This window comes from Rhodopseudomonas sp. (assembly GCF_048594845.1).
Lineage (GTDB): Bacteria > Pseudomonadota > Alphaproteobacteria > Rhizobiales > Xanthobacteraceae > Rhodopseudomonas.
Window position 1 is genome coordinate 1 of sequence record NZ_JBMDXE010000275.1, and the last position, 25161, is coordinate 25161.

At 66.5% G+C, this 25161-nt stretch carries 19 protein-coding genes and 1 other RNA gene; 14 read left to right on the plus strand and 6 right to left on the minus strand.

Going from position 1 to position 25161, the window contains the following annotated elements:
- Window positions 1–2011, plus strand: a 2011-nt coding sequence (locus ACOJTD_RS17685) for an autotransporter domain-containing protein (protein ID WP_420134187.1), incomplete at its 5' end; no start/stop codon positions are given.
- 164 nt (window positions 2012–2175) lie between these two features.
- Entirely contained in the window at window positions 2176–5751 is a 3576-nt protein-coding gene (locus tag ACOJTD_RS17690; protein WP_420134188.1) for an autotransporter-associated beta strand repeat-containing protein, read from the plus strand.
- A 28-nt stretch (window positions 5752–5779) separates the two neighbouring features.
- Here the strand turns inward: ACOJTD_RS17690 and ACOJTD_RS17695 are convergent, their stop codons facing one another.
- Entirely contained in the window at window positions 5780–6016 is a 237-nt protein-coding gene (locus ACOJTD_RS17695; RefSeq protein WP_420134189.1) for a hypothetical protein, read from the minus strand.
- Window positions 6017–6233: 217 nt separating this feature from the next.
- On the opposite strand from ACOJTD_RS17695, the gene ACOJTD_RS17700 reads away from it, so the two are divergent.
- A complete protein-coding gene (locus ACOJTD_RS17700; protein WP_420134190.1) occupies window positions 6234–8189 on the plus strand; it encodes a methyl-accepting chemotaxis protein in 1956 nt (651 codons plus the stop codon).
- Window positions 8190–8422: 233 nt separating this feature from the next.
- Window positions 8423–9628 (plus strand): extensin family protein, encoded by a 1206-nt coding sequence (locus tag ACOJTD_RS17705; RefSeq protein ID WP_420134191.1) that lies wholly within the window; start codon window positions 8423–8425, stop codon window positions 9626–9628.
- 91 nt (window positions 9629–9719) lie between these two features.
- On the opposite strand, the gene ACOJTD_RS17710 is transcribed toward ACOJTD_RS17705, so the two are convergent.
- The gene (locus tag ACOJTD_RS17710) at window positions 9720–10082 is read right to left on the minus strand and encodes a 4Fe-4S dicluster domain-containing protein (protein WP_420134192.1); all 363 of its coding nucleotides are present in this window, start codon (window positions 10080–10082) and stop codon (window positions 9720–9722) included.
- 243 nt (window positions 10083–10325) lie between these two features.
- A complete protein-coding gene (locus tag ACOJTD_RS17715; protein WP_420134193.1) occupies window positions 10326–11189 on the minus strand; it encodes a LysR substrate-binding domain-containing protein in 864 nt (287 codons plus the stop codon).
- 146 nt (window positions 11190–11335) lie between these two features.
- On the opposite strand from ACOJTD_RS17715, the gene ACOJTD_RS17720 reads away from it, so the two are divergent.
- Window positions 11336–11773: a DoxX family protein gene (locus ACOJTD_RS17720; RefSeq protein WP_420134194.1), complete on the plus strand. Its 438-nt coding sequence runs from the start codon at window positions 11336–11338 to the stop codon at window positions 11771–11773.
- A gap of 48 nt (window positions 11774–11821) precedes the next feature.
- Here the strand turns inward: ACOJTD_RS17720 and ACOJTD_RS17725 are convergent, their stop codons facing one another.
- The gene (locus tag ACOJTD_RS17725) at window positions 11822–12460 is read right to left on the minus strand and encodes a TetR/AcrR family transcriptional regulator (RefSeq protein ID WP_420134195.1); all 639 of its coding nucleotides are present in this window, start codon (window positions 12458–12460) and stop codon (window positions 11822–11824) included.
- A 174-nt stretch (window positions 12461–12634) separates the two neighbouring features.
- On the opposite strand from ACOJTD_RS17725, the gene ACOJTD_RS17730 reads away from it, so the two are divergent.
- From ACOJTD_RS17730 to ACOJTD_RS17740, 3 genes are all read left to right on the plus strand, one after another.
- Window positions 12635–13891 (plus strand): HlyD family secretion protein, encoded by a 1257-nt coding sequence (locus ACOJTD_RS17730; protein ID WP_420134196.1) that lies wholly within the window; start codon window positions 12635–12637, stop codon window positions 13889–13891.
- 184 nt (window positions 13892–14075) lie between these two features.
- Window positions 14076–15662, plus strand: coding sequence for a DHA2 family efflux MFS transporter permease subunit (locus tag ACOJTD_RS17735; protein ID WP_420134197.1), 1587 nt, complete (start codon window positions 14076–14078; stop codon window positions 15660–15662).
- Window positions 15663–15983: 321 nt separating this feature from the next.
- Window positions 15984–16172 (plus strand): hypothetical protein, encoded by a 189-nt coding sequence (locus ACOJTD_RS17740; protein ID WP_420134198.1) that lies wholly within the window; start codon window positions 15984–15986, stop codon window positions 16170–16172.
- Between the two features lie 40 nt (window positions 16173–16212).
- Here ACOJTD_RS17740 and rnpB read toward each other — a convergent pair.
- Together rnpB and ACOJTD_RS17750 are read right to left on the minus strand one after the other, a co-directional pair.
- Window positions 16213–16643: RNase P RNA component class A (gene rnpB, locus ACOJTD_RS17745), an RNA gene on the minus strand.
- 64 nt (window positions 16644–16707) lie between these two features.
- Window positions 16708–17577 carry an N-acetylmuramoyl-L-alanine amidase gene (locus tag ACOJTD_RS17750; protein ID WP_420134199.1) on the minus strand — a complete coding sequence of 290 codons (870 nt, stop codon included), beginning with the start codon at window positions 17575–17577 and terminating at the stop codon, window positions 16708–16710.
- A gap of 493 nt (window positions 17578–18070) precedes the next feature.
- Here ACOJTD_RS17750 and rsmH point away from each other — a divergent pair, with 493 nt between their 5' ends.
- From rsmH to mraY, 6 genes are all read left to right on the plus strand, one after another.
- Entirely contained in the window at window positions 18071–19084 is a 1014-nt protein-coding gene (rsmH, locus tag ACOJTD_RS17755; RefSeq protein WP_420134200.1) for a 16S rRNA (cytosine(1402)-N(4))-methyltransferase RsmH, read from the plus strand.
- On the plus strand, window positions 19084–19464 hold the full coding sequence (ftsL, locus tag ACOJTD_RS17760) for a cell division protein FtsL (protein WP_420134205.1): 381 nt from the start codon (window positions 19084–19086) through the stop codon (window positions 19462–19464). The genes rsmH and ftsL overlap by 1 nt, the downstream gene beginning before the upstream one ends.
- A gap of 50 nt (window positions 19465–19514) precedes the next feature.
- Complete coding sequence (locus tag ACOJTD_RS17765; RefSeq protein ID WP_420134201.1) at window positions 19515–21227, plus strand: peptidoglycan D,D-transpeptidase FtsI family protein; 1713 nt, start codon at window positions 19515–19517, stop codon at window positions 21225–21227.
- 223 nt (window positions 21228–21450) lie between these two features.
- The gene (locus ACOJTD_RS17770; protein WP_420134202.1) at window positions 21451–22914 is read left to right on the plus strand and encodes a UDP-N-acetylmuramoyl-L-alanyl-D-glutamate--2,6-diaminopimelate ligase; all 1464 of its coding nucleotides are present in this window, start codon (window positions 21451–21453) and stop codon (window positions 22912–22914) included.
- A complete protein-coding gene (locus tag ACOJTD_RS17775) occupies window positions 22911–24350 on the plus strand; it encodes a UDP-N-acetylmuramoylalanyl-D-glutamyl-2,6-diaminopimelate--D-alanyl-D-alanine ligase (protein ID WP_420134203.1) in 1440 nt (479 codons plus the stop codon). The genes ACOJTD_RS17770 and ACOJTD_RS17775 overlap by 4 nt, the downstream gene beginning before the upstream one ends.
- Window positions 24351–24361: 11 nt before the next feature.
- On the plus strand, window positions 24362–25161 hold an 800-nt coding region (gene mraY / locus ACOJTD_RS17780; protein WP_420134204.1), incomplete at its 3' end, for a phospho-N-acetylmuramoyl-pentapeptide-transferase.

Here is a 25161-nt window from a genome sequence, read left to right on the forward strand (position 1 = left end):
CGGGACGTTGGAATTCGCGCGTTCCGACGCCTATACATTCGGTGGCGCTATTTCCGGCACCGGCAATCTGATCAGCTTCGGCGGCAGTGCCGGCACTGGCGTTTTAACGTTGACGGGAGCCAATACTTACACCGGGGGCACGACCGTCTCCAGAGGCACATTGCAGATCGGAGACGGCGGCACCTCGGGCTCGATCGTCGGCAACGTCACCAACAACGCTACGCTCGCCTTCAATCGCTCCGACGCGACCAGCTTCGGCGGCGTCATTTCCGGCGGCGGCAATCTGATCAAGCGCGGCGCCGGCAACCTGTCGCTGACCGGCATCAGCAGCTTTACGGGCACCACCACGGTCGACGCCGGCACGCTCAGCGTCAACGGTTCGATCGCCTCGTCGTCGTTGACCACCGTGAACGCCGGTGCGGCGCTCGGCGGCAATGGCACCGTGGGCACCACGCTGATCAACGGCGGCGCGCTGGCGCCGGGCAATTCGATCGGCACGCTCAACGTCAGCGGCAATCTCACGTTCACGGCGGCATCGAGCTATATGGTCGAAGTGTCGCCGACCAGCGCCGACCGCGTCAACGTCTCGGGCACCGCGACGCTCGGCGGCGCCACCGTCAATGCATCGTTTGCCAATGGTGGCTATGTCGAGCGGCAATACACCCTCGTCAATGCGGCCGGCGGCGTGGCCGGCACCTTCGGCACGCTGGTCAACACCAACCTGCCGTCGGGCTTCAAGTCGAGCCTCGGCTACGACGCAAACAACGCCTACCTGAATCTGGTGCTGGACTACACGCCGCCGACCCCGCCCGGGCCGACTCCGCCGGTGATCAACAGCGGCCTGAACGGCAACCAGACCCAGGTCGCCAACGTCCTGAGCAATTACTTCGTACGCACGGGCAGCATCCCGATCGTCTTCGGCACGCTGACGCCGGCAGGGCTGAGCATCGCGTCCGGCGAGACGCCGACCGGCGCGCAGCAGTCGACCTTCACGGCGATGGGCCTGTTCATGGGCGTGCTGACCGATCCATTCAGCAACGGCCGCGGCGCGCCGGACACGACGTCGGCGCCAATGGCGTTCGTCGACGCAGCGCAGTCCGCCGGCGTTCGCGACGCCCATGCGATGATCGGCAAGGCCGGAGCGTTGCCGTCGTTCGAACCGCGCTGGGTAACGTGGGGCGCCGGCTTCGGCGGCTCGCAGACGACCGACGGCAATGCCACACTTGGCTCGGCCACGGCGACCAGCCGGCTCGCCGGCATCGCCGCGGGCGCGGATTACTGGCTGTCGCCGCAGACGGTGGCGGGCTTCGCGATGGCCGGCGGCGCCACGCAATTCGGCCTCGCCAACGGGCTTGGGTCGGGGCGCTCCGACCTGATGCAGGTCGGCGGCTTCATCCGCCATCGCATCGGCGCCAGCTATCTCACGGCAGCGGCGGCTTACGGCTGGCAGGACATCACCACCGAGCGGACCGTCGGCATCGGCGGCTTCAATCAGCTGCGCGCCAGCTTCAATGCCAATGCCTACTCGGCCCGGGTCGAAGCCGGCCACCGCTGGGTTGCGCCGCTGCTCGGCGGCGTCGGCCTGACGCCCTACGCTGCCGCGCAGGTTACGGCGTTCGATTTGCCGGCCTATGCGGAGCAGGCGGTGAGCGGCAGCGGCGTATTTGCGCTCGGCTACGATGCCCGAACCGCGACGTCGACGCGCAGCGAGCTCGGCCTGCGCACCGACAAGGTTTTCGCGCTCGACGGCGCGTTGCTGACGCTGCGCGGCCGCGCCGCCTGGGCTCACGAGTTCGATGTCGATCGTTCGGTGGCGGCGACGTTCCAGGCGCTGCCGGGCGCCAGCTTCGTCGTCGGCGGCGCCCGCCCGGCAGCCGACGCCGCGCACACCCCGGTGTCGGCGGACAACAATTGGCTCAACGGCTTCTCGGTCGGCGCCAGCTTCGAGGGCGAATTCTCCGAGGTCACCCGCAGCTACGCCGGCAAGGGCGTGCTGCGCTACGCGTGGTGAATACGGGACTTGGGAACGAGGACTCGCGCGTGCAGAAGGAGCAGGGGGATGCGGCTATGGTAGAGGGCACTCGATGCGTGGTCGCGCCCTCACCCAGGTCGTTGGCGGATCGAAATCTCCTGTTGTCGGCGCTGCTCGGGTCGACGGCCCTTGTTGCGGTCACGATGCCTGCAGCTGCCCAGCAGGTCTGGGTCGGCAGCATCGATTCGAACTACGATACGGCATCGAATTGGAGCGGTCCGGCCGCCGTTCCGGACGGCGGCGCGACGGCGGTGTTCACCAATAACGGCGCGCCGACCACGGTGACGCTGTTCGCGACTCGCAGTCCCGCCGGCTTTACGTTCGATGCCGGTGCGCCGACGCGCACCATCCAGCTCGGCAGCGGCGGTCAGCTCAACATCGGTAACGGCGGCGTCGTCAACAATTCAGGCCAGCAGCAGAATTTCACCATCGGCGCCGGCGCGCAGATCGATTTCGTCGGGACCGGCACCGCCGGCAATGCGACCTACACGGTGCAGAGCGGCGGCGATCTGTATTTCAGCCAGGGTTCGAACGGGCCGACGGTGACGGCTTTCAACAACGGACGGATCGTACTGAGGACCACCACCGGCCATGTCGAAATGGGCGGACTTGTCGGCACTGGCCGGGTCATCGGCGAAACGGCCGGCAGCGCCACGGTCCAAACCTTCACGGTGGGAGCGGAAGGGTTTTCGCAGACCTACGACGGCACGATCGAAGATGGTTCCGCGGAGATCGCGCTCGTGAAGAGCGGCGTTGGGACTTGGACTCTGGGCGGTGACAACACCTACACGGGTGGCACGACGATTTCAGGCGGCACGCTGCGGATCGGCAACGGCGGGAACACCGGTTCGATTGTCGGCGACGTCGTCAACAACGCGACGCTCGCCTTCAGTCGCTCCGACTCGACAAGTTTCGGCGGCGTAGTTTCCGGCACGGGCGGGCTGAAGCAGGAGGGGCCGGGCACGCTGACCTTGACCGGCACCAACACCTACACCGGTGGTACCAGCATTACGTCCGGCACGCTGCAGATCGGCGACGGTGGCACGGCCGGTTCGATCGTCGGGAACGTGTCGAATAACGGGACGCTCGCCTTCAACAGGTCTGACGCGATCAGCTTTGGCGACGTGATTTCCGGTAGCGGCAATCTGCTGAAGCAGGGCGCCGGCACGATGACGCTGACGGCGGACAACACCTACACCGGCGGCACGACGGTTTTGGCCGGCACATTGCAGGTCGGCAATGGCGGCACGGCCGGCTGGATCGTCGGCGACGTGACCAACAACGCCACGCTGGTCTTCGACCGCTCCGACACCACGACTTTCGCCGGCGTGATCTCCGGGTCGGGGGCACTGATCAAACAAGGCGCCGGCACCTTGAACCTGACGGGGATCAACACCTACTCCGGCGGGACGACGATCTCCGGCGGCACGTTGCTGATCACCGGCGGCACGATCGCCGGTGACGTCGTCAACAATGGCGCGCTCGCGTTCGATGCAACAGCGCCATTAATCGCCGGAGTCGTTTCCGGCACGGGCAGTGTCACCATTCAGGGTGGTAGCAGCGTCGCGATGACCGGCGCGAACACCTATACGGGTGGCACGATCATTACAGCATCCAGCACGCTGCAGATCGGCGGTGGCGGCAGCACGGGCTCGATCGTCGGCAACGTGGTCAACGACGGTCAGTTGACGTTCTTCCGTAGCAGCGCGACGACGTTTGCCGGCGCGATCTCCGGAACCGGCCAGGTTGCCAATACGACGACCGGCGGGCTGACGCTGACCGGCAACAACACCTACACGGGCTCGACCGTCAATCTGTATTCGACGTTGCAGATCGGCAATGGCGGGACGTCGGGTTCGCTCGTCGGCAATATCGAGAACTACAACTTGCAGACCGTCGTGTTCAACCGCAGCGATGCGTCGAGCTATGGAGGCGTGATCTCGGGAGGCGGGCAGCTCATCAAGCGGGGCGCCGGCAATCTGTCGCTGACGGGCGTCAGCACTTTCAACGGCAGAACCACAGTCGAAGCCGGCACCCTGAGCGTCAATGGTTCGATCGCAGCCTCGTCGCTGACGACGGTGAATGCCGGCGCGGCGCTCGGCGGCAACGGTACGGTCGGCACGACGCTGATCAACGGCGGCGCGTTGGCGCCGGGCAATTCGATCGGCACGCTCAATGTCAGCGGCAACCTGACCTTCACGGCGGCGTCGAGCTACATGGTCGAGGTGTCGCCGACCAGCGCCGACCGCGTCAACGTCAGCGGTACCGCCACACTCGGCGGCGCCACGGTGAATGCATCGTTCGCGAGCGGCGGTTATGTCGAGCGGCAGTACACCATCGTCAACGCCAACGGAGGCGTGATCGGCACATTCGGTACGCTGGTCAATACCAACCTGCCGTCGGGCTTCAAGTCGAGCCTCGGCTACGATGCCAAGAATGCGTATCTTAATCTCGTGCTCGACTACACGCCGACGCCGCCCAATCCGCCGGGGCCTCCTCCGACCCCGCCGGGACCTCCAAATCCGCCGCCCCCGGTGATCAACAGTGGCCTGAACGGCAACCAGACCCAGGTCGCCAACGCGCTGAGCAATTACTTCGCGCGGACCGGCAGCATCCCGATCGTGTTCGGCGCGCTGACGCCGGCAGGGCTCAGCATCGCGTCCGGTGAGACGCCGACCGGCGCGCAGCAATCAACCTTCACCGCGATGGGCCTGTTCATGGGCGTGCTGACCGATCCGTTCGGCAACGGCCGCGGTGCGCCGGACACGACGTCGGCGCCAATGGCGTTCGTCGACGCAGCGCAGTCCGCCGGCGTTCGCGACGCCCATGCGATGATCGGCAAGGCCGGCGCGCTGCCGTCGTTCGAACCGCGCTGGGTGACGTGGGGCGCCGGCTTCGGCGGCTCGCAGACGACCGACGGCAATGCCACATTAGGGTCGGCCACGTCGACCAGCCGGCTCGCCGGCATCGCGGCCGGCGCCGATTACTGGCTGTCGCCGCAGACCGTGGCCGGCTTCGCGATGGCCGGGGGCGCCACGCAATTCGGCCTTGCCAACGGGCTCGGGTCGGGGCGCTCGGATATGATGCAGGTCGGCGGCTTCATCCGGCACAGCGTCGGCGCCAGCTATCTCACGGCAGCGGCGGCTTACGGCTGGCAGGACATCACCACCGAGCGGACCGTCGGCATCGGCGGCTTCAATCAGCTGCGCGCCAGCTTCAACGCCAACGCCTACTCGGCTCGGGTGGAAGCCGGCCATCGCTGGGTTGCGCCGGTGATCGGCGGCGTCGGCCTGACGCCGTACGCCGCCGCGCAGGTCACGGCGTTCGATCTGCCGGCCTATGCGGAGCAGGCGGTGAGCGGCAATGGCGTCTTCGCGCTCGGCTACGATGCCCGAACCGCGACGTCGACGCGCAGCGAACTCGGCCTACGCACCGACAAGAGCTTTGCGTTCGACGGCGCGCTGCTGACGCTGCGCGGCCGCGCCGCCTGGGCGCATGAGTTCGACGTCGACCGCTCGGTGGCGGCGACGTTCCAGGCGCTGCCGGGCGCCAGCTTCTTGGTCGGCGGCGCCCGCCCGGCGCGCGACGCGGCGCTCACCACGGTGTCGGCGGATGTGAATTGGCTCAACGGCTTCTCGGTCGGTGCCAGCTTCGAGGGCGAGTTCTCGGACGTCACCCGCAGCTACGCCGGCAAGGGCGTGCTGCGCTACGCGTGGTGATCGCGGCGGGAGCGGCGGCGCGGCCGCCTCAGTGCATCGTCTTGCTGCTCTTGAGGAAAGGACGGCGCGCGGACTCGTGCTTCTCGTAGAGCTCGAGCCAGCGGCGATCCTCCGGACGATACCAATCGTCCTCGATCGCCGGCGGGGGCCCGCTCTTGCTGATGATCTCGTCCAGCCGGAAGAATTCGGCCGTTTCTTCTGAGGTCAGGCCGATCAGCACCCTGTTGCCGGAGGAGTCGAGCTCGTAGTCGTCGTCCTTGATCATGCGGCCAATTGAGCATCTGGGCCGCATCGGTCAACGAAATTGCCCCCTTAACCTAACCGATCAACCTTACCGGCCCCGCTGCGTATGGTTTAGTGATGAGCGCAGGACACGTGTCGCGTTAATAGAATGTTGTCCGTCTGCAACTAAGTATTTCTCCCAGATGCGATTTATGGCTTCGCCGCACGCGGCGAGGGCGGCTCCAGGGGGATTTCGACCGATGCTGAACTCGATTTCGGCGCGAATGATCGTGGCCATCACGCTGGTGGCGATCGGCTCATGCGCAATGCTGGCCGGCTTCAGCTTCTGGCGCCAACAGGCGACCATCGACGTGGCGCTCGAACGCGAGCTGCGCGCGGACTACGCCAATCTCACCGGCGCGATCGAAGCCGAGTCCCGCACCGTGCTGGCGGTCAGCGAAGCCATGGCCGGGATGGACGCGGTCAAGCAGGCGGTGCGCGCCGGTGATCGGGACCGCACGGTCGCAATTCTCAAGGAGGCCCACGGCAAGCTGGCGCCGCGTGGACTCGATCTGATCACCATTCAGATTCCGCCGTCGGTCACCTTCACCCGTGTCCACAAGCCCGACGCGTTCGGCGACGACGTCTCCGGCCGCCGCAAGATGGTGGTGGAAGCGCTGACCAAGGCACGTGCCGAAGGCGGTATCGAGCCCGGCCGGGACAATCTGACGGTGTTCGGAACGGCGCCGATCATCGACGCCAAGGGCCTGATCGGCACGATGGACATCGGCTCGCCGTTCGGCGCGAATTTCGTCACGCGCATGAAGTCGCGGTTCGGCGTCGACGTGGCGGTCCTGCAGCCGGCCGGCGACAAGATCAACGTGATCGCCTCGTCGATCCCCGGTCTCGTGCCGGATGCCGACGCCGTGCGCCGCGCAATGACCGGCGAGCTGGTGATCCGCAAGGGTGAGGACGGCGGCAAGGCGACCGGGGTGTCGTTCGGCCAGATCAAGAACTACTCGGGCGCGCCGGTCGCGGTGATGCAGATCGTGCGCGATGCCAGCGCCTATGCGGCGCTCACCGAGAGCGCGCTGCAGTGGCTGGCGGTTGCGACGCTGTGTGCGGCGCTCGCGGCGGCAGCGATTGCGGTGTGGCTCGGCCGCGGCATGGCGAGGCCGATCGTGGCGCTGGACGGCGCGATGCGCGAGATCAGCCAGGGCCGCCACGCCATCGAGGTGCCGGGCTGCAATCGGCGCGACGAGGTCGGCTCGATGGCGCGCACGGTCGAAGTGTTCAAGGAAAGCCTGATCGAGACCGAGCGGCTGCGCGCGTCCCAGGACGAGCAGCGGATCGCCAACGAGAACGAGCGACGCAAGACCATGCTCGAACTCGCGGCGCGGTTCGAGGCCAGCGTCGGCACCGCGGTGCAACTGGTCGGCTCGGCCGCGACGGAACTGCGCGGCACGGCTGACTCGATGGCCGGCACGGCCACCGAATCCGAACGACGCATCAGCGCCGCGACCGGCGCATCGGCCGAAGCGACCTCGAACGCGCAGGCGGTCGCGGCGGCGGTCGAAGAACTCGACGCCTCGATCGCGGAAATCGGCAAGCATGTCGATCAGTCCGCGCAGGTCGCGGGCGAAGCCGCCGGGCAGGCGAGCCGCACCAACGAGGAAGTGAAGGGTCTCGCCGAGGCGGCGCAGAAGATCGGCGAGGTGGTGACGCTGATCAGCGATATCGCGGCGCAGACCAATCTGCTGGCGCTCAACGCCACCATCGAGGCGGCGCGCGCCGGCGAGGCCGGCCGCGGCTTCGCGGTGGTCGCCGCCGAGGTCAAGGCGCTGGCCGAACAGACCTCCAAGGCGACCGAGGAGATCTCGTCGCAGGTCGGCGCGATCCAGCTCGCGACGCAAAGCTCGGTGGCGGCGATCGAAGGCATCACCACCACCATCGGCCGCGTCAACGAGATCGCCACAGCGATCGCCAGCGCGGTGCGCGAGCAGGGCACCGCGACGCGCGAGATCGCCCACAACGTCGCCGAAGCCGCGCGCTCGACCACCGAAGTCTCGACCAACATCGTGCATGTCAGCGATGCCGCGCGCGAGACCGGCGTCGCCGCCGCTCAGGTCGTCGACTCCGCGACCGAGCTGTCGCACACCGGCGAAACGCTCAAGTCGCAGGTCGAGGCGTTCCTGCGCGAAGTTCGGGCGGCGTAACCGCGCCGGATCCAGACAGACGTTCATAAATCTGGTTGTGATGCCCGGGCTCGTCCCGGGCATCTGCGCATTGAGGCAGCATCGCCGACGACATCGATCGCCGGGCGACGACGCGTGATGCCTGCTTGCAGCGCGAAACCAACTAACAAGTTCGATGCGCGCGCTTATGGTTAACGGCAGCTAACGCAATACCATTCAATTCTCATTAATGAGATTGAGCGACTGTGCGCGTCATGACGCGCGGAGTTCGTTTGTATCTCGTCGGCTCCATCGTCCTCGTATCGCTTGCTGGCTGTGGACGCGGTCTTTTTCAGACCGCCGAGCGCGAGCCTTGGCGAGCCGAGGCCGAGGTCGCTTGTCTGAAATCCGGCGCCGTCAAGGAGGGTCCGGATCTGGTCCGGATCGATCCGATTTCCGGCCCGGGCGTGTGCGGCGCCGAGTTTCCCCTGAAGGTCGCGGCGCTTGGCGAGAGCAGCGCGATCGGCTTTGCCGACGATCTGCGTCCGCCGGCTTCCGTGGGCGGTGGCTCGCAGCCGCGCTGGCCCGGCGCGCAGCAAAGCTACGGCTCTCAATCCAATTACGGCGCGCAGTCGCGCGGCTATCCGGCGCAGCAGCAGCCATCCTACGGCTCCGCGCCGGGTGGCTACGGCGCCAACACTGGCAATGGCGTCCCCGAGTCGCTGAGCGCGCCGGGGACGACGCCTGCGCAGGATATCGAACTGCCGCCGGAGGGCGCGGATCGTCCGCCGGCGGAGAACGTCACCGGCTACGGCGCGTCGCGCGAGCCCAACGCGTCGCCGCGCTATCCCGACGAGCAGCGACCGTTGCCGCGCCTCGGTCCGGCGCAGGGCAACATCACCGGCTCGGTCGGTCCGGTGGCGCTCAAGCCGACCGCGACGCTGGCGTGCCCGATCGTCTCGGCACTCGATCGTTGGCTCGCCGAGTCCGTGCAGCCCTCGGCGATGCGCTGGTTCGGCGTCCGCGTCGTCGAGATTAAGCAGATCTCCGCCTATTCGTGCCGCGGCATGAACGGCAATCCGAACGCGCACATCTCCGAGCACGCCTTCGGCAATGCGCTCGACATCGCCGCCTTCGTGTTGGCGGACGGACGGCGCATCACCGTCAAGGGTGGCTGGAAGGGTCTGCCGGAAGAGCAGGCGTTTCTGCACGACGTCCAGGATTCCGCCTGCCAGGTGTTCACCACCGTGCTGGCGCCGGGATCGAACGTCTATCACTACGATCACATCCACGTCGATCTGATGCGCCGGCGCAGCGCGCGCAGCATCTGCAAGCCGGCCGCAGTGCCGGGCGAGGTGATCGCCGCGCGGCTGCAGCAGCGCAATCCCTACGCATCGAGTGGCTGGAACGGCCCGACCGGTTCGATCGGCCGCCCGACCGCGCGCAAGGCTGTGGATCGCGAAGAAGCCGAGGACGATTAGTCCTCGCCGCAGTTCTGTCATGCGGCTGTGTCGCCGGGTGACGCGGCTACGACGGTTCTAATAAGCGTGAGATGAAAGCCGAGGCGAGGAACTAAGCGGCGGGCGCTGATTCAGCTTCGATCAGCACGATGGCCTTCTCGGGACATGCCACGACGCAAAGCCCGCAGGCCCTGCAGGCCTCGGCAAGCGGCGTAAACGCGGTCTTCCGACCGTGCAGGCTCAGCTTCAATCGGATCAGCAGCGGCATCGATCTGAACGTGTCGTCGGGCAGCCTGCCGATCTCGAAGACGTCGTAGGGGCATACGACTTCGCAGTCCCCTTTGCCTTCGCAGCGCTGCGCATCGACCTTCGGCCGAAACTGGCCGGCCGGTGCCTTGCACTCCGCTCCCGGCCTGTCCGGACGAGCCGCCGCGCGTTTCACTTTCTCGGGTGCTTTCGATCGTCGGCTGCTCATGGTCGATCTTGGCGTTTGCGGTCCGGGCTTCGAGATCGTTGGGGAGCCGGGTTCGCGGCGAGCGATTGTCCCGATGCAAGGGCGCACGAGCTGCACCGGCATGTCGACGGCCGTCATCGCCGGCGGCGGGGTCTGCGTAAGGCGTTTGGCGCGGAGGGTAAATCGCGTCGGGCTGCATTCTATCTTCCGAAATCGGAAAGATGAGCGGCGATCGTTTCGCGATGTTGCGGGATGCGTGCCGGATTAGTTCGGCGACTGCGCTGCGCAGGCGATGAAGGCGCGGACGATCGGCGGCACGAAGCGCTGCGCCGGATAAATCAGTGAGGCCGCCGTCGCCGGGGACTTGTAGTCCGGCAGGATAGCGACGAGTCCGTCCTCGACGCCGAGATGGGCCGGCAAGATGCCGATGCCGTTGCCACGCACGATGAACCTGCGCAGAGCTTCGACGTCGTCGCACTTGATGCGAGGGGCGCCGGGCAGCGTCAGGATCTTCTTGCCCGATCTCAGATGCATCGACTTGGGAAACTGCAGGCTCAGTCCCAGGAACGTGTGGTGCGCGAGATCCTCCGGCTTTTCGGGCGCGCCGTGCTTGGCGACATACGCCTTGGAAGCCCACAGACAGGCGTGCCCGACGAACACTTTGCGCGCGATCAGCCGCGAATCCGACAGCGGGCCGACGCGCAGCGCCAGGTCGATGCCGTCCGCCAGCAAATCGGCCTTGCGATTGGTCACGATCAGTTCGATCGAGGCCAGCGGGTGTTCAGCGATGAAGCGCTCGATGATCGGCGGCAGGATCGACTGCGACAGATCGAGTGGCGCGGTCAGCCGCAGGCAGCCCGCCGGCTGATTGGTGGAGGCGGTGAGCTGCTGCTCGGCCTCGCGCAGCTCGGTGACCGCGCGGGCACAGGAGCGATAGTAAGCCTCGCCGGCGTCGGTGACGTGCAGCTTGCGCGTCGTTCGCTGGATCAGCGTGACCCCGAGCTTCTCCTCGAGGCGCGCGATCTTGGCGCTGACGGTCGCCGGCGGCATCCGCAGCCGCTGCGCGGCCTTCGAGAAGCTGCGCGCTTCGACCACCTCAACGAACACGTCGATTCCGTCCAGCTGCATGGTCGATCCCGTCCGAAGGCTGACAAGCGATCATACAGAATATGGAATTATGTCTTTTTATTCGCCAGGCTTATGCATTCTCGGAAACTGTCTAGCTTGCCGCCGAAACAATCTGCCGGCCGCATCGGCGAACACAGGAGAATCGAATGACGGTGCAGACCACGACTTTCGGCATGCTGAACAAACCCAGCCGCGTCTTGTCCGTCACGTTATGGGTCGCCCAGATCCTGCTGGCCCTGCTGTTCGGCGGCGCTGGTTATAACCACGCCTTCGCCTCGCTCGACACGCTCGCGCAGATGGGAGCCACCTGGGCCCTGCAGGCTCCGATCTGGCTGGTCCGGTTCATCGGCATCGCCGAGCTCGCCGGCACTGCCGGAATCATTCTGCCGGCGCTGACCCGCATTCGCCCCGGCCTGACGCCGCTGGCCGCACTCGGCTTCGCCGTCATCCAGCTTCTGGCGATTCCCGTTCACATCGTGCGTTCGGAATTCGGCGTGCTGCCGTTCAACTGCGTTCTGCTCGCGCTGTCGCTGTTTGTGCTGTGGGGCCGCGGCCGGAAAGCCCGCATTCAGCCGCGTGGTTGAGCGCGGGCGCCGATGCTTGCCCGGCGTCGGCGATCGGGCGACGAGTGATCAGTCGTGCGGGCGGGTCCGATAGGTGGCCAGGAACATCTGCGTCGCGCTGTCGACGACTTCGGCGATGCGCTCGGAGGAGGGCGCGTCCGTCACCTGGAAGATGAACGGCAGAAACAGCGTCGCCTGGCACAGCTTGGTGAACTGCGACGCGGCGAGGTGGCAGTCCTCGATCTGCAGCGTGCCGGCCTGCACCTGCTGTTCGAGATAGCGGGTGAACTTGCCGAGCGAATTGGCGATGACGCGCTCGTAGTAATGGCGGCCGACTTCCGGCATCCGCTCGGCGATCGCCATCACGGTGCGGATCGCGGACGTGCCGCGCGGGTCGCACAACAGCTTGATATAGGCGGCGCCGAACGCCTTCAGCGAGGTCTCGACGTCGAGCGTCGGCGCGAATTCGATCGCCGACATGCCCTGCGCTAGGCTCTCCTGCTCCATGATTTCACAGAACAGCGAATTCTTGTCGGCAAAATAGACGTAGAGCGTGCCCTTCGAGACTCCAGCCGAGCGGGCGATCTCGCCCATGCTGGCGCCGTCGAAGCCCTGTTCGAGAAACACCGTGCGGGCGCCCTTGATGATCTGGCGGCGCTTGGCGCTGTCGTCGTCCGGTCCGGCCACAGGGGCGGCGTGTGCAACCATTGGTTCAGCGTGTCCCGAGAAATTGGCCGCCGTAAGCACAATGCTTGATCAGTGCTGCTAGGCTTTGCACAGCAAACTATCTTGACCGAACCGTTCGGTCAATATAGTTGAGACTAGCTGTCAGGACGCCGTCCCGGCAGGTGCTCAGGTGTGAGCCAGTCAGGGAGAAGCCCGATGTCCGGACGCGACCAAGCTGCTGCCCGCGTTCTCAGGTCAGAGCCTGTCGACGAGGCGGCAACGCCGGCCGCTTCCGGGTCCGCAACGCCCGGCGCCTCAGGTGAGGGGCGCAAGCCGCACGATGATGCCGCGACGCTCAAGCTCGCCGAGCGGCCGCATGCCGACAGCGAGGTCGAGCCGGTCGCCACGGCGGCGCGCCCGGCGCCGGTAGTGAAGAAGCCCAAGCGCAAGCGCATGATCCTGCTCGGCGTCGGCCTCGCGGCGCTGGCGGCGATCGCTTACTTCGGCACCGACTACATGCTGGTCGGCCGCTTCATGGTGTCGACCGACGACGCCTATGTGCGCGCCAATAACACCACGCTCGGCGCCCGCGTCGCCGGCCACATCGCCGCGATCCTGCCGGGCGACAACACGCTGGTGAAGGCCGGGCAGGTCGTGTTCAAGATCGACGACGGCGACTACAAGATCGCGGTCGACAGCGCCCGCGCCAAGATCGCCACTCAGCAGGCCACGATCGAACGGATCGGCCGGCAGGTCACCGCGCAGCAGAGCGCGGTCGAGCAGGCGCAGGCCCAGCTCACCTCCGCCGAAGCGGCTGCCAAGCGCGCCGATCTCGATTTCGATCGCCAGCAGGCGCTGAGCACCAAGGGTTTCGCTTCCCGCGCCGTGTTCGAGACCTCGCAGGCCAGCCGCGATCAGGGCCTCGCCTCGGTGGCCGCCGCCAAGGCCGCTTACGACGCCGCGCGCGACAACGTCGAAGTGACGAAGGCGCAGCAGAACGAGGCCCGCGCCCAGCTCGCCGAGCTGCAGAGCGCGTTGGCGAAGGCCGAGCGTGATCTCGACTTCACCAATGTGCGCGCGCCGGTCGAAGGCGTGTTCTCCAATCGCCTGGTCAACACCGGCGATTACATCAATGCCGGCCAGCGGCTCGCCAACATCGTCCCGCTCGACGGCGTCTATGTCGACGCCAACTTCAAGGAAACGCAGCTCGCGCGCTTGAAGCCGGGCCAGACCGTGGACGTGTCGGTCGACGCCTATTCGGCCCGCAAGATCGAAGGCACGGTGGAGAGCCTCGCGCCGGCCGCCGGGCAGGTGTTCACGCTGCTGCCGCCCGACAACGCCACCGGCAACTTCACCAAGATCGTGCAGCGCGTCCCGGTCCGCATCCGGGTCCCGGCCGACGTCGCCCGCGAAGGCCTGCTCCGCGCCGGCATGTCGGTCTACGTCAAGGTCGATACGCGGACGGCGAAGTAAGTGTGCGTGGCGAGGCGGGTCTGTCTCGATGCGCGCAACGGGTGAGCACTGGCTAACGACTCGTCATGCCCGGCCTTGTGCCGGGCATCCACGTCTTGCTGAGGAAGCCGCGAGCTTGACGTGGATGGCCGGGACGAGCCTGGCCATGACGGAGTAACGAGCGAGCGGCTCCGGAGAATTGCCGATGTCGGCATCGACCACCGCAACGGCCGGAGCTGTGCCGCAGGAACCGTCGGAGCATGTGCCGGCGAGCCGGCTGTTCGCGTTCCTGATCATGGTGTTCGGGATGTTCATGTCGATCCTGGACATCCAGATCGTCTCGGCATCGCTGTCGGAAATCCAGGCGGGCCTGTCGGCGTCGTCGTCCGAAGTCTCCTGGGTGCAGACCTCGTATCTGATCGCCGAAGTGATCGCGATCCCGCTGTCCGGCTTCCTGTCGCGCGCGCTCGGCACACGCAACCTGTTCGCCATCTCGGCGGCTGGCTTCACCTTCGCCAGCCTGATGTGCGGCTTCACCTCGTCGATCGCCGAGATGATCGTGTGGCGCGCGATCCAGGGCTTTCTCGGCGCCGGCATGATCCCCACCGTGTTCGCCTCGGCCTACACGGTGTTTCCGCGCAGCAAGTTCAATCTGGTCGGCCCGATCATCGGCCTGGTGGCGACGCTGGCGCCGACCATCGGACCCACGGTCGGCGGCTACATCACCGATCTGATGTCGTGGCACTGGCTGTTCTTCATCAACGTCGTGCCCGGCATCGGCATCACCATCGGCGTGCTGGCGCTGGTCGATTTCGACGAGCCGCATTACGAGCTGCTCGATCATTTCGACTGGTTCGGCCTCGGCTTCATGGCGGGTTTCCTCGGCTCGCTCGAATACGTGCTGGAAGAGGGGCCGCGCAACGACTGGTTCAACGACGAGTCGATCTTCATCTTCGCCATCGTGTGCGCGGTGTGCTGCGTGGCGTTCTTCTTCCGGGTGCTGACCGCGCGCGAACCGATCGTCGACATCCGCGCCTTTACCAATCGCAACTTCGCGTTCGGCTGCCTGTTCTCGTTTTGCGTCGGCATCGGCCTGTACGGCTTGACCTACATCTATCCGCGCTACCTCGCCGAAGTCCGCGGCTACAGCGCGCTGATGATCGGCGAGACGATGTTCGTCTCCGGCATCGCGATGTTCCTGTCGGCGCCGCTGGTCGGCCGGCTGATGACCCTGGTCGATATGCGCATCCTGATCGCGGTCGGCCTCTTGCTGTTCGCCGCCGGCACCTGGCAGATGACCTGGATCACGCGCGACTACGACTTCTACGAGCTGCTGTGGCCGCAGGTCTGTCGCGGCATCGGCATGATGATGGCGATGGTGCCGGTCAACAACATCGCGCTCGGCACGCTGCCGCCGGAGCGCGTCAAGAACGCGTCGGGCCTGTTCAACCTGACCCGCAACCTCGGCGGCGCGCTCGGCCTCGCGCTGATCAACACCGCGCTCGACAACCGTACCGACTTCCACATCTCGCGCCTGCACGACAAGGTGAACTGGGGCAACGCCCAGGCGGTCGACGTCCTCAATATGCTGACCCAGCGCTTCCAGGGCATGGGCGACGCCTCGATGATGGCGCTGAAGCAGTTCAACCAGATCGTCCACCGCCAGGCGGTGACGATGAGCTTCGGCGACGCGTTCTTCCTGCTGACGATCTTCTACATCGGCCTGAGCACGCTGGTAGTGCTGGTCGCGAAGCCGGCCAACCCGGCGGCGGCCGGGGGCGGCGGGCATTGAGGAGCCATTTGGCGCAGTAGTCATAGTAAGACGAATAGGCGCGCTAGAAGTCCTCACTTAGACTTGCCGTCGAGGACTCGGCATGGCTCACCCGAACAAGTTAGTCCGAAACGAGCTAAGGAAATTGCGTGCGGCGTGGTATAATAACGCGTCGATTGCGGTACTCGTTGCCGGTTTCCTGTCGCCATTCTGGACGATCGTCTACGGAACTGCCGACGCTGCGACCGATGATTTTTCTCGAACGCTAGGGTTTTTTCTTTGCGTCTCGGCCGGAGTGTTCCTACGTTTTGCAGGACGATTGGCTCTCCGAGGGCTTGAGGAATGACAGCCTTTCAGTGGTTTGCGCTGACCTCGCCGGTGATCTTGGCGGCTATCATGGCGATGGTCGGACTTGTCGAAACTTGGCTTGATCGCCGCGGTCTGCAGCGCCATCAAACGCTGACAGCGAAGGTCGCCAGCGAGAGAACCTATCCGGACACGAAACGCCCCTATTCCCCGCCGGGCGAATAGGCGAAGGGCCCGGCGCATCACGCCGAGCCCTTCATGAAGAAGTATCAGCCGGCCTGTAAGCCGGGTTCTGGAGGGCACCGCTCGCTTGCGCGCGCGATACGCGACGGCCATTCCTCTGGGACGCTGTTTGCACAGCGCCTCGAGCAACCTACCCGGACGGCGGGTTTGACATCACCCTGCGGAGTTATCGCCCCGAAGAACGAACTATCCGCGATGCCGTCCCTATTCGGTTTTGCTCCCGGTGGGGTTTACCATGCCGTCTCCGTTGCCGGCGACGCGGTGCGCTCTTACCGCACCTTTTCACCCTTACCCCGCTTCGCCTGACGGCTACGCGGGGCGGTTCGTTCTCTGTGGCACTTTCCCTGGGGTCGCCCCCGCCGGACGTTATCCGGCACCGTATGTCGATGGAGCCCGGACTTTCCTCCCCGGCGGCCTTTCGGCGCTTGCCGGAGCGGCCGTCCGGCCGACTGACGCGGCAAGCCATGCGGGCTTGGCGCCGCCGCGTCAAGGCGAAACGGCGCGGCGTGGGCCGCCCTCAGCCCGCCGCGGCGAGCGGGTGTGCGTCGGCGGGCAGGATGCCGAGCAGCGCGTGCAGCGTCGCCAGCGTCGAGGTGTCGGCGATGCCGTCCACCTTTTCGGGACGAAAGTGGCGCTGGAACGCGGTCACCACCTCGGCGGTGGCGTGGTCGTATTTGCCGCTGACGGAGATGCCGTAGCCGTAATCGGCCAGCGCCTGCTGCAGGGCGCGGACGTCCTCGCCCTCGGAGCCGTGCTTCAGCATCTCGCCGTCCGGCTCGATCCGGGCGGGCTCGACGAACAGGCCGACGCCGGACGCGGCGAGCGAGCGCCAGGGGAATTTCTCGCCGGGGTCCTTCTTGCGCGCCGGCGCCACGTCGGAATGGCCGAGTACGCGATGCGGGGCGATGCCGCGGCGAATGATGATGCCGCGGCACAGTGCGATCACCGCCGCGATCTGCCGCAGCGGGTAATCGGGATAGCCCCAGTCGTGGCCGCGATTGATGATCTCGATGCCGATCGAGCAGGAGTTGATGTCGTCCTCGCCGGCCCATTTGGCGACCCCGGCGTGCCAGGCGCGCTTGACCTCCTGCACGCATTGCAGGATCCGGCCGTCTTCGAGCACCACGTAATGCGCCGAGACCTCGGTGCCGGCCTTGCACAGCCGGGTCAGTGCGCTCTCGACATCGGGCATGCCGGTATAGTGCAGCACGATCATGTCGGGCTGCCGGCCCTTGTTGCGTTCGCCGAAATTCGGCGAGGGGATCACGTCGGAAACGACCGAAGAATCTGGAATGAAGGTCTGCATGGCCACGATGCCCTTGGGCAGTGGGACGATACGTCGTTGTTTCGACTCTGGACCCGCAGACGCGAACGAAGTTGGCATCACACTATCCAAACCCGGCAGGAGAACGGCGAAGGCGACGCAACTCACTGCGCCGTATGCACTATCCCGGGCACGAGCACAGGCCGCAACGCGCGCGCGCCATGATTTGGTCGTTTTCTGTGGAGTGTGGACGTTCAGCATCACCTCGATACCGCCGGGGCAAGCAGTTGAAAACGTGAAGATCGCCGGATCGTGACCGGGCCCCGTCAACGTTTTCTTAAGGCTAAGAGACGTTACTGAGGGGTGAAGAGCCGTATTGCCGGGAACCGCCGGCCCCCTCTGAACAGCCCATAAGCCGATGGCAATCCAACAGATTCCCGCCGGAGCGCAGGGTTCGCCAGTGTGGGGGACCGGTGCGCCGGCAGATTTCCGTGTGGAACCGGGAGTTTCGACCCACGATGCGCCGGTTGCCGACGATGTCTCTGCGAAAGCCGATCCGGACCGGGCGTTCGGTGCCGGCCGATGGGCAGCGCTGCGCGCCGCGCGGGCAGGGCGCATGAGCGAGGCAACTCCGCGCCATATTCCGGTGCTGGGATGGGAGGCGGTCGGCCTGCTGGCCCCGCGCGCCGGCGGCGTTTACGTGGACGGCACGTTCGGAGCGGGCGGCTACACGCGGCTGATTCTGGATACGGCCGACACCCGCGTGATCGCGATCGACCGCGACCGCACGGCGATCGCCGGCGGCTTCGACCTGGTGCAGAGCGCCGGCGGACGGCTGACGCTGGTCGAGGATCGCTTCTCCAATCTGGCCGAGGTCTGCGCCGCGCACGGGCACGATCGCGTCGACGGCGTGGTGATGGATATCGGCGTGTCGTCGATGCAGGTCGATCAGGCCGAGCGCGGCTTCTCGTTCCGGCTCGACGGCCCGCTCGACATGCGGATGGGCGGCGACGGGCCGAGCGCCGCCGATGTGGTCGCCCACGCGTCGGAAACCGATCTCGCCAACATCATCTACATCTTCGGCGAGGAGCGCTATTCGCGCCACGTCGCCAAGGCCATCGTCGTCGCCCGCAAGGAGGCGCCGATCACCACCACCAGGGCGCTCGCCGACATCATCGGCAAGGTGGTGCGCAGCAAGCCCGGCGAGATCCATCCGGCGACGCGGACGTTTCAGGCGCTGCGGATCTTCGTCAACGAGGAGCTCGACGAATTGTATCAGGCGCTCGCCGCGGCGGAGCGCGTGCTGAAGCCGGGCGGCCGGCTCGCGGTGGTGTCGTTTCATTCGCTGGAAGACCGCATCGTCAAGACCTTCCTGACCGAGCGCAGCCGCACCGGCGGCGGCTCGCGGCATCAGCCCGAGCTGGATTTGGCCAAGCCGAGCTTCACCGTGCTGACCAAGCGCCCGATCGTGGCCGGCGATGCCGAGGTCGCCGCCAATCCGCGGGCGCGTTCGGCGAAGCTGCGCGGCGGCGAGCGCACCGACGCGCCGGCGCATGCGACGGACGATCTGCCGGGCTGGCCGACGCTCGCGAGCGTGATGAAGGCCGGCGCGACGAGGGCCGGCCGATGATGCGCATCATTCATGTGGCGGTGATCGGCATGCTCGTGTTCGCCGCCGCCTATGTGTACCGGATCAAGATGGAGTCGACGGTGCGCACCGAGAAGGTGCTGCAGCTCCATGCCGAAGTCCGCAAGGAGCGCGAGGCGATCGCGCAGCTCCGTGCCGAATGGGCCAAGCTCGACGCGCCCGGCCGTTTGCAAGGACTCGCCGAGCGGCACCTCAAGCTGAAGCCGATCAACGCCCGCCAGTTCGACCAGCTCAAGAACCTGCCGGAGCGGCCGCCGAGCATCGTCAATCCGGGCGATCCAGATCCGATTGCCTCGATGATCGAGAAGATCGACCCCGACATGATCACCGGCTCGCTGCCGGTGCCGGAGGCCGCGCATTGACCGAACCCTCGCTCCCCCTCGTCGGGCATCACGTCAACTGGCGCCGCCGCATGATCCGTAGCCTGATCTACGGCAAGGACGTCGATCGCGACGCCAAGGCGCGCGCCCGCGTCGGGCTGGCGATGATCGCCTTCGCGGCGGTGTACGGCATCATCGCGTTCAAGCTGTCGATGATCGCCGTGCTCGGCGACAGCCACGGCACGCGGCGCGCCGGCGGCTCCGACGCCATCGCCACCGCGCGTCCTGATATCGTCGATCGCAACGGCGCCATCCTGGCGACCGACGTCAAGACGCCGTCGCTGTTCGGCGAGCCGCGCCGCCTGATCGATCAGGACGAGGCGGTCGAACTACTCACTGCCACGCTGCCGGATCTCGAGACGCAGGAAGTGCGCGAGCGGCTGGCGTCGAAGAAGGGCTTCGTCTGGCTGAAGCGCGAAATCACGCCACGGCAGCAGGCTGATATCAAGAACCTCGGCATCCCCGGCATCGGCTTCCTGCGCGAGAACAAGCGCGTGTATCCGACCGGCCCCGAGGTGTCGCATCTGATCGGCCTCGTCAACATCGACAACCAGGGCATCGCCGGCATCGAGAAATGGCTCGATACCAACGGCCTTGCCGATCTGCATCGCGCCGGCTTCGCGTCGGACCGGCTGCAGAAGCCGGTCGAACTCGCGGTCGACATTCGTGTCGAACATGCGCTGCGCGACGAACTGATCAAGGCCAAGGAGAAGTTCAGCGCCAAGGCGGCGTCGGGACTGGTCTCCAACGTCAAGACCGGCGAGATCGTCGCGATGGTGTCGCTGCCGGACTTCGACCCGAACAATCCGAAGGAAGCCAACGACCCCGACCGCATCAACCGGCTCACCACCGGCGTGTACGAGATGGGCTCGACCTTCAAGACGCTGACGCTGGCGATGGCGCTCGACGCCGGCAAGGCGACGCTGAATTCGATGTACGACGCGCGCGGCCCCTTGCATTACGGCAAGTTCAAAATTCACGACAGCCACAATCTGGGCCGTGCAATCTCGCTGTCGGAAGTCTTCACCTATTCGTCGAACATCGGCGCCGCGCGGATTGCGCTGTCGATGGGCATCGACGCCCACAAGGCGTTTCTCAAGAAGGTCGGCCAGCTCGACCGGCTGCGCACCGAGCTGCCGGAGAGTGCGTCGCCGATCGTGCCGAAGCGCTGGGGCGAACTCAACACCATCACCATCTCGTTCGGCCACGGCGTTGCGGTGGCGCCGCTGCAGGCGGTGATGGGCATCAACGCGATGGTCAATGGCGGCTATTTGATTCCGCCGACCTTCCTGCGGCGCAGCGAGGAAGACGCGCTGAAGATGGCCAAGCGCGTCGTCAAGAAAGAGACCAGCGACAAGATCCGCTATCTGATGCGGCTGAACGCCGAGGTCGGCACCGCCAAGACTGCCGAGCAGATCGCCAAGGGCTATTATCTCGGCGGCAAGACCGGCACCGCGGAAAAGGTGATCAACGGCCGCTACGCCAAGAAGCAGGTGCTCAACTCCTTCACCGCGGTATTGCCGATGGACAATCCGCAATACCAGGTGCTGGTGATGCTGGACGAGCCGAAGGCACTGCCGGAAACCCATGGCTTCATCACCTCGGGCTGGAACGCGGTTCCCACCGGTGGCAATGTCATCGCCCGAATCGCGCCGCTGCTGGGAATTGTCCCGAGATTCGACCTGCCGCCGCCCGACCGCCTCATTCTGGCGGCATCGAAGACGGCCCAGGCCGACCCGCACTAGCCGAGTTGCGCCGGGGGGCGCTTGCGCTTAAAGGCGCGTTTGCGGGGAGTTCCGAATGGCCGGACTTCCGGTAGGTGCCGAGGGAATCGATGACGCGCCCCGTCATTGCGAGGGTAGCGAAGCAATCCAGCAGCCCCGTGCACGGAAGTGGATTGCTTCGCTGCGCTCGCAATGACGGTCTTGGCGGGCGAATTCGTAAACAGATCGGCCAGACCGCGTGACCATGAAGCTCAGTAACCTCTTCAGCGATGCCGACGTAGCCGCGCTACCGGCCGGTGCCGCCGGTCTCGACATCGGCGGGCTCGCGGTCGACAGCCGCGCGGTGAAGCCGGGGGACCTGTTCTTTGCGCTCGCCGGCGCGAAAACCGACGGGGCGCGGTTCATCGCGGCGGCGGTGACGGCCGGCGCCGTGGCCGTGGCCGGGGAGCACGCGCCGGCGGGCGATCTCGCGGTGCCTTTCGTATCGCTGCGCAACCCGCGCCGCGCGCTGGCGCTGGCCGCCGCCCGGTTCTCTCCGCGGCAGCCGGCGGTGATCGCGGCGGTCACCGGCACCAGCGGCAAGACCTCGGTGGCGGCGTTCACGCGGCAGATCTGGCAGCGGCTCGGCCATGCCTCGGCCAGCATCGGCACCATCGGCCTGGTGACGCCGACCCGCTCGGTCTACGGCTCGCTGACCACGCCCGATCCGATCGCGCTGCATCGTTCGATCGACGAGATCACCGGTGAGGGCGTCACGCATCTGGCGCTGGAAGCCTCGTCGCACGGGCTCGATCAGTTCCGCCTCGACGGCGTGCGCGTCGCGGCCGGCGGCTTCACCAATCTGTCGCGCGACCACATGGATTATCACCCGGACGTCGCGCACTACCTCAATGCCAAGCTGAGGCTGTTCCGTGATCTCGTGCAGGGCGGCGGCGCCGCGGTGATATCGGCAGATCACGACTGCTCGACCGAGGTCATCGACGCGGCGCGTACGCGCGGGCTGCGTCTGATCACCATCGGCCGCAACGGCGATCCGGGCGACGGCATCAAGCTGATCGAAGCGGCAGTGGATGGCTTCGCGCAGAAACTGGTAGTCGAACACGCCGGCCACCGCTTCGCCATCAAGCTGCCGCTGGTCGGCGAATTCCAGATCGAGAATGCGCTGGTGTCGGCGGGGCTGGTGATCGGCACCGGTGGCGATGCGGTGGCGACCTTCGCGGCGCTCGAACATCTCGAGGGCGCGCCCGGCCGGCTCGATCTCGTCGGCGCACATAACGGCGCGCCGGTGTTCGTGGACTACGCGCACAAGCCGGACGCGCTCGCCAAGGCATTGCAGGCGCTGCGGCCTTACGCCAGGCGCAAGCTCGTCGTGGTGTTCGGCGCCGGCGGCGATCGCGACACCGGCAAGCGTCCGCTGATGGGCGAGATCGCAGCGAACAATGCCGACGTGGTGATCGTCACCGACGACAATCCGCGTAGCGAAGATCCCGCCGCGATCCGCGCGGCGATTCTCGCCGCAGCCCCCGGCGCACGCGAGATCGGCGACCGCGCCGAAGCGATCCGCGTCGCGATCGGCGACTTGCAGCCCGGCGATGCGCTGCTGATTGCGGGCAAGGGACACGAAGTCGGGCAGATCGTGGGTGACACGGTGCTGCATTTCAGCGATCACGAAGCCGCCGCGGCGGCGCTATCAGCGAGTGCAGCATGAGCAAACAGCCGCTGTGGACGTCCGAGGCGATGATTGCGGCGATGCGCGCCGCCGCGGTCGGCAAGCTTCCGCGAGACGTGTTCGGTATCTCGATCGACAGCCGCACGCTGGCGCCGGGCGACGCGTACTTCGCCATCAAGGGCGACGTCCACGACGGTCATGCCTTTGTCGAGGCCGCGCTCAAGGCCGGCGCTGCGCTTGCGGTGGTCGAGACCGCGCAGCGCGACCAGTTTCCCGCCGATGCTCCGCTGCTGGTGGTGGACGACGTGCTCGACGGCCTGCGCGATCTCGGCCGCGCGGCGCGGGCGCGGCTCGATGGGCGTGTGATCGCCGTCACAGGGTCGGTCGGAAAGACCTCGACCAAGGAGGCGTTGCGCGGCGTGCTCGGCGCGCAGGGCGAGACCCACGCCTCGGTCGCATCGTTCAACAACCACTGGGGTGTGCCGCTGACGCTGGCGCGCTGCCCGGCCAGCGTGCGCTACGCGGTGTTCGAGATCGGCATGAACCACGCCGGCGAAATCGAACCTCTGGTGAAGATGGTGCGACCCCATGTGGCGATCATCACCACGGTGGAGCCGGTGCATCTGGAATTCTTCTCGGGCATCGAAGGCATTGCCGACGCCAAGTCGGAGATCTTCGCCGGCCTCGAGCCCGGCGGCACAGCGGTGCTGAATCGCGACAACCCGATGTTCAAGCGGCTGTGCGACAACGCCGCCAAGGCCGGCGTCGCCCGCATCGTTTCGTTCGGCGCCGACTCCAAGGCCGAGGCGCGGCTGATCGACGTCGCGCTGCATGCGGACTGCTCGGCGGTGCATGCCAGCATTCTCGGCCACGACGTCACCTACAAGCTCGGCATTCCGGGCCGGCACATCGCCATGAACTCGCTCGCCGTGCTGGCGGCCGCCGATCTGGTCGGCGCCGATCTGGCGCTGGCGGCGCTGGCGCTGTCGCAGGTCCAGCCCGCCGCCGGCCGCGGCGTTCGCCGCTCGCTCGATCTCGGGCAGGGCGCGGCGACGCTGATCGACGAGAGCTACAACGCCAACCCGGCCTCGATGGCGGCGGCACTCGGTGTGCTCGGCAGCGCGGAGATCACCGGGCAGGGACGGCGGATCGCCGTGCTCGGCGACATGCTCGAACTGGGGCCGACCGGGCCCGAGCTGCACCGCGGCCTCGCCGAGGCGGTGAAGAGCCATGGGATCGATCTGGTGTATTGCTGCGGCCCGCTGATGCGTCACCTCTGGGACGCCCTTTCCTCCGGCAAACGGGGGGGCTATGCAGAGACCGCGGCCGAGCTCGAATCTCAGGTTGTCGGCGCGCTCCGCCCCGGCGACGTATTGATGATCAAGGGCTCGCTCGGTTCGCGCATGAAAACGATTGTCACCGCGCTCGAGAAGCGCTTCCCCGGCAAGGCCGCGCTCGACGACGCTGCGGTGTAAGGCGGCCCCGAATGCTCTATTGGCTGATCGATCTTTCCAGCTCTTTTCCGGCTTTCAACGTTTTCCGCTACATCACCTTCCGCACCGGCGGCGCCGTGGTGACCGGCGCGCTGTTCGTGTTCCTGTTCGGTCCCTGGATCATCGACAATCTGCGGCTGCGCCAGGGCAAGGGTCAGCCGATCCGTGCCGACGGCCCGCAATCGCATCTCGTCTCCAAGCGCGGCACGCCGACCATGGGCGGGCTGATGATCCTGTCCGGGCTGACGGTCGGCACCGTGCTGTGGGCCAATCCGCTCAATCCCTATGTGTGGATCGTGCTGGCCGTGACGCTCGGCTTCGGTTTCGTCGGCTTCTACGACGACTACATGAAGGTCACCAAGCAGACCCACGCCGGCATCTCCGGCCGCACCCGGCTGCTGATCGAATTCGCGATCGCGGGCGCGGCCTGCTTCGCTTTCGTGTGGCTCGGCCGTGGCTCGCTGTCGAGTTCGCTGGTGATCCCGTTCTTCAAGGACGTGGTGCTGAATCTGGGCTGGTACTTCATCATCTGCGGTGCCTTCGTGATCGTCGGCGCCGGCAACGCGGTGAACCTGACCGACGGTCTCGACGGCCTCGCCATCGTGCCGGTGATGATCGCCACCGCCAGCTTCGGCATGATCTCGTATCTCGTCGGCAACGCGGTGTTCGCCGAATATCTGCAGATCAACTACGTCGCCGGCACCGGCGAACTTGCGGTGCTGTGCGGCGCCTTGCTCGGCGCCGGCCTCGGCTTCCTGTGGTTCAACGCGCCGCCGGCCTCGATCTTCATGGG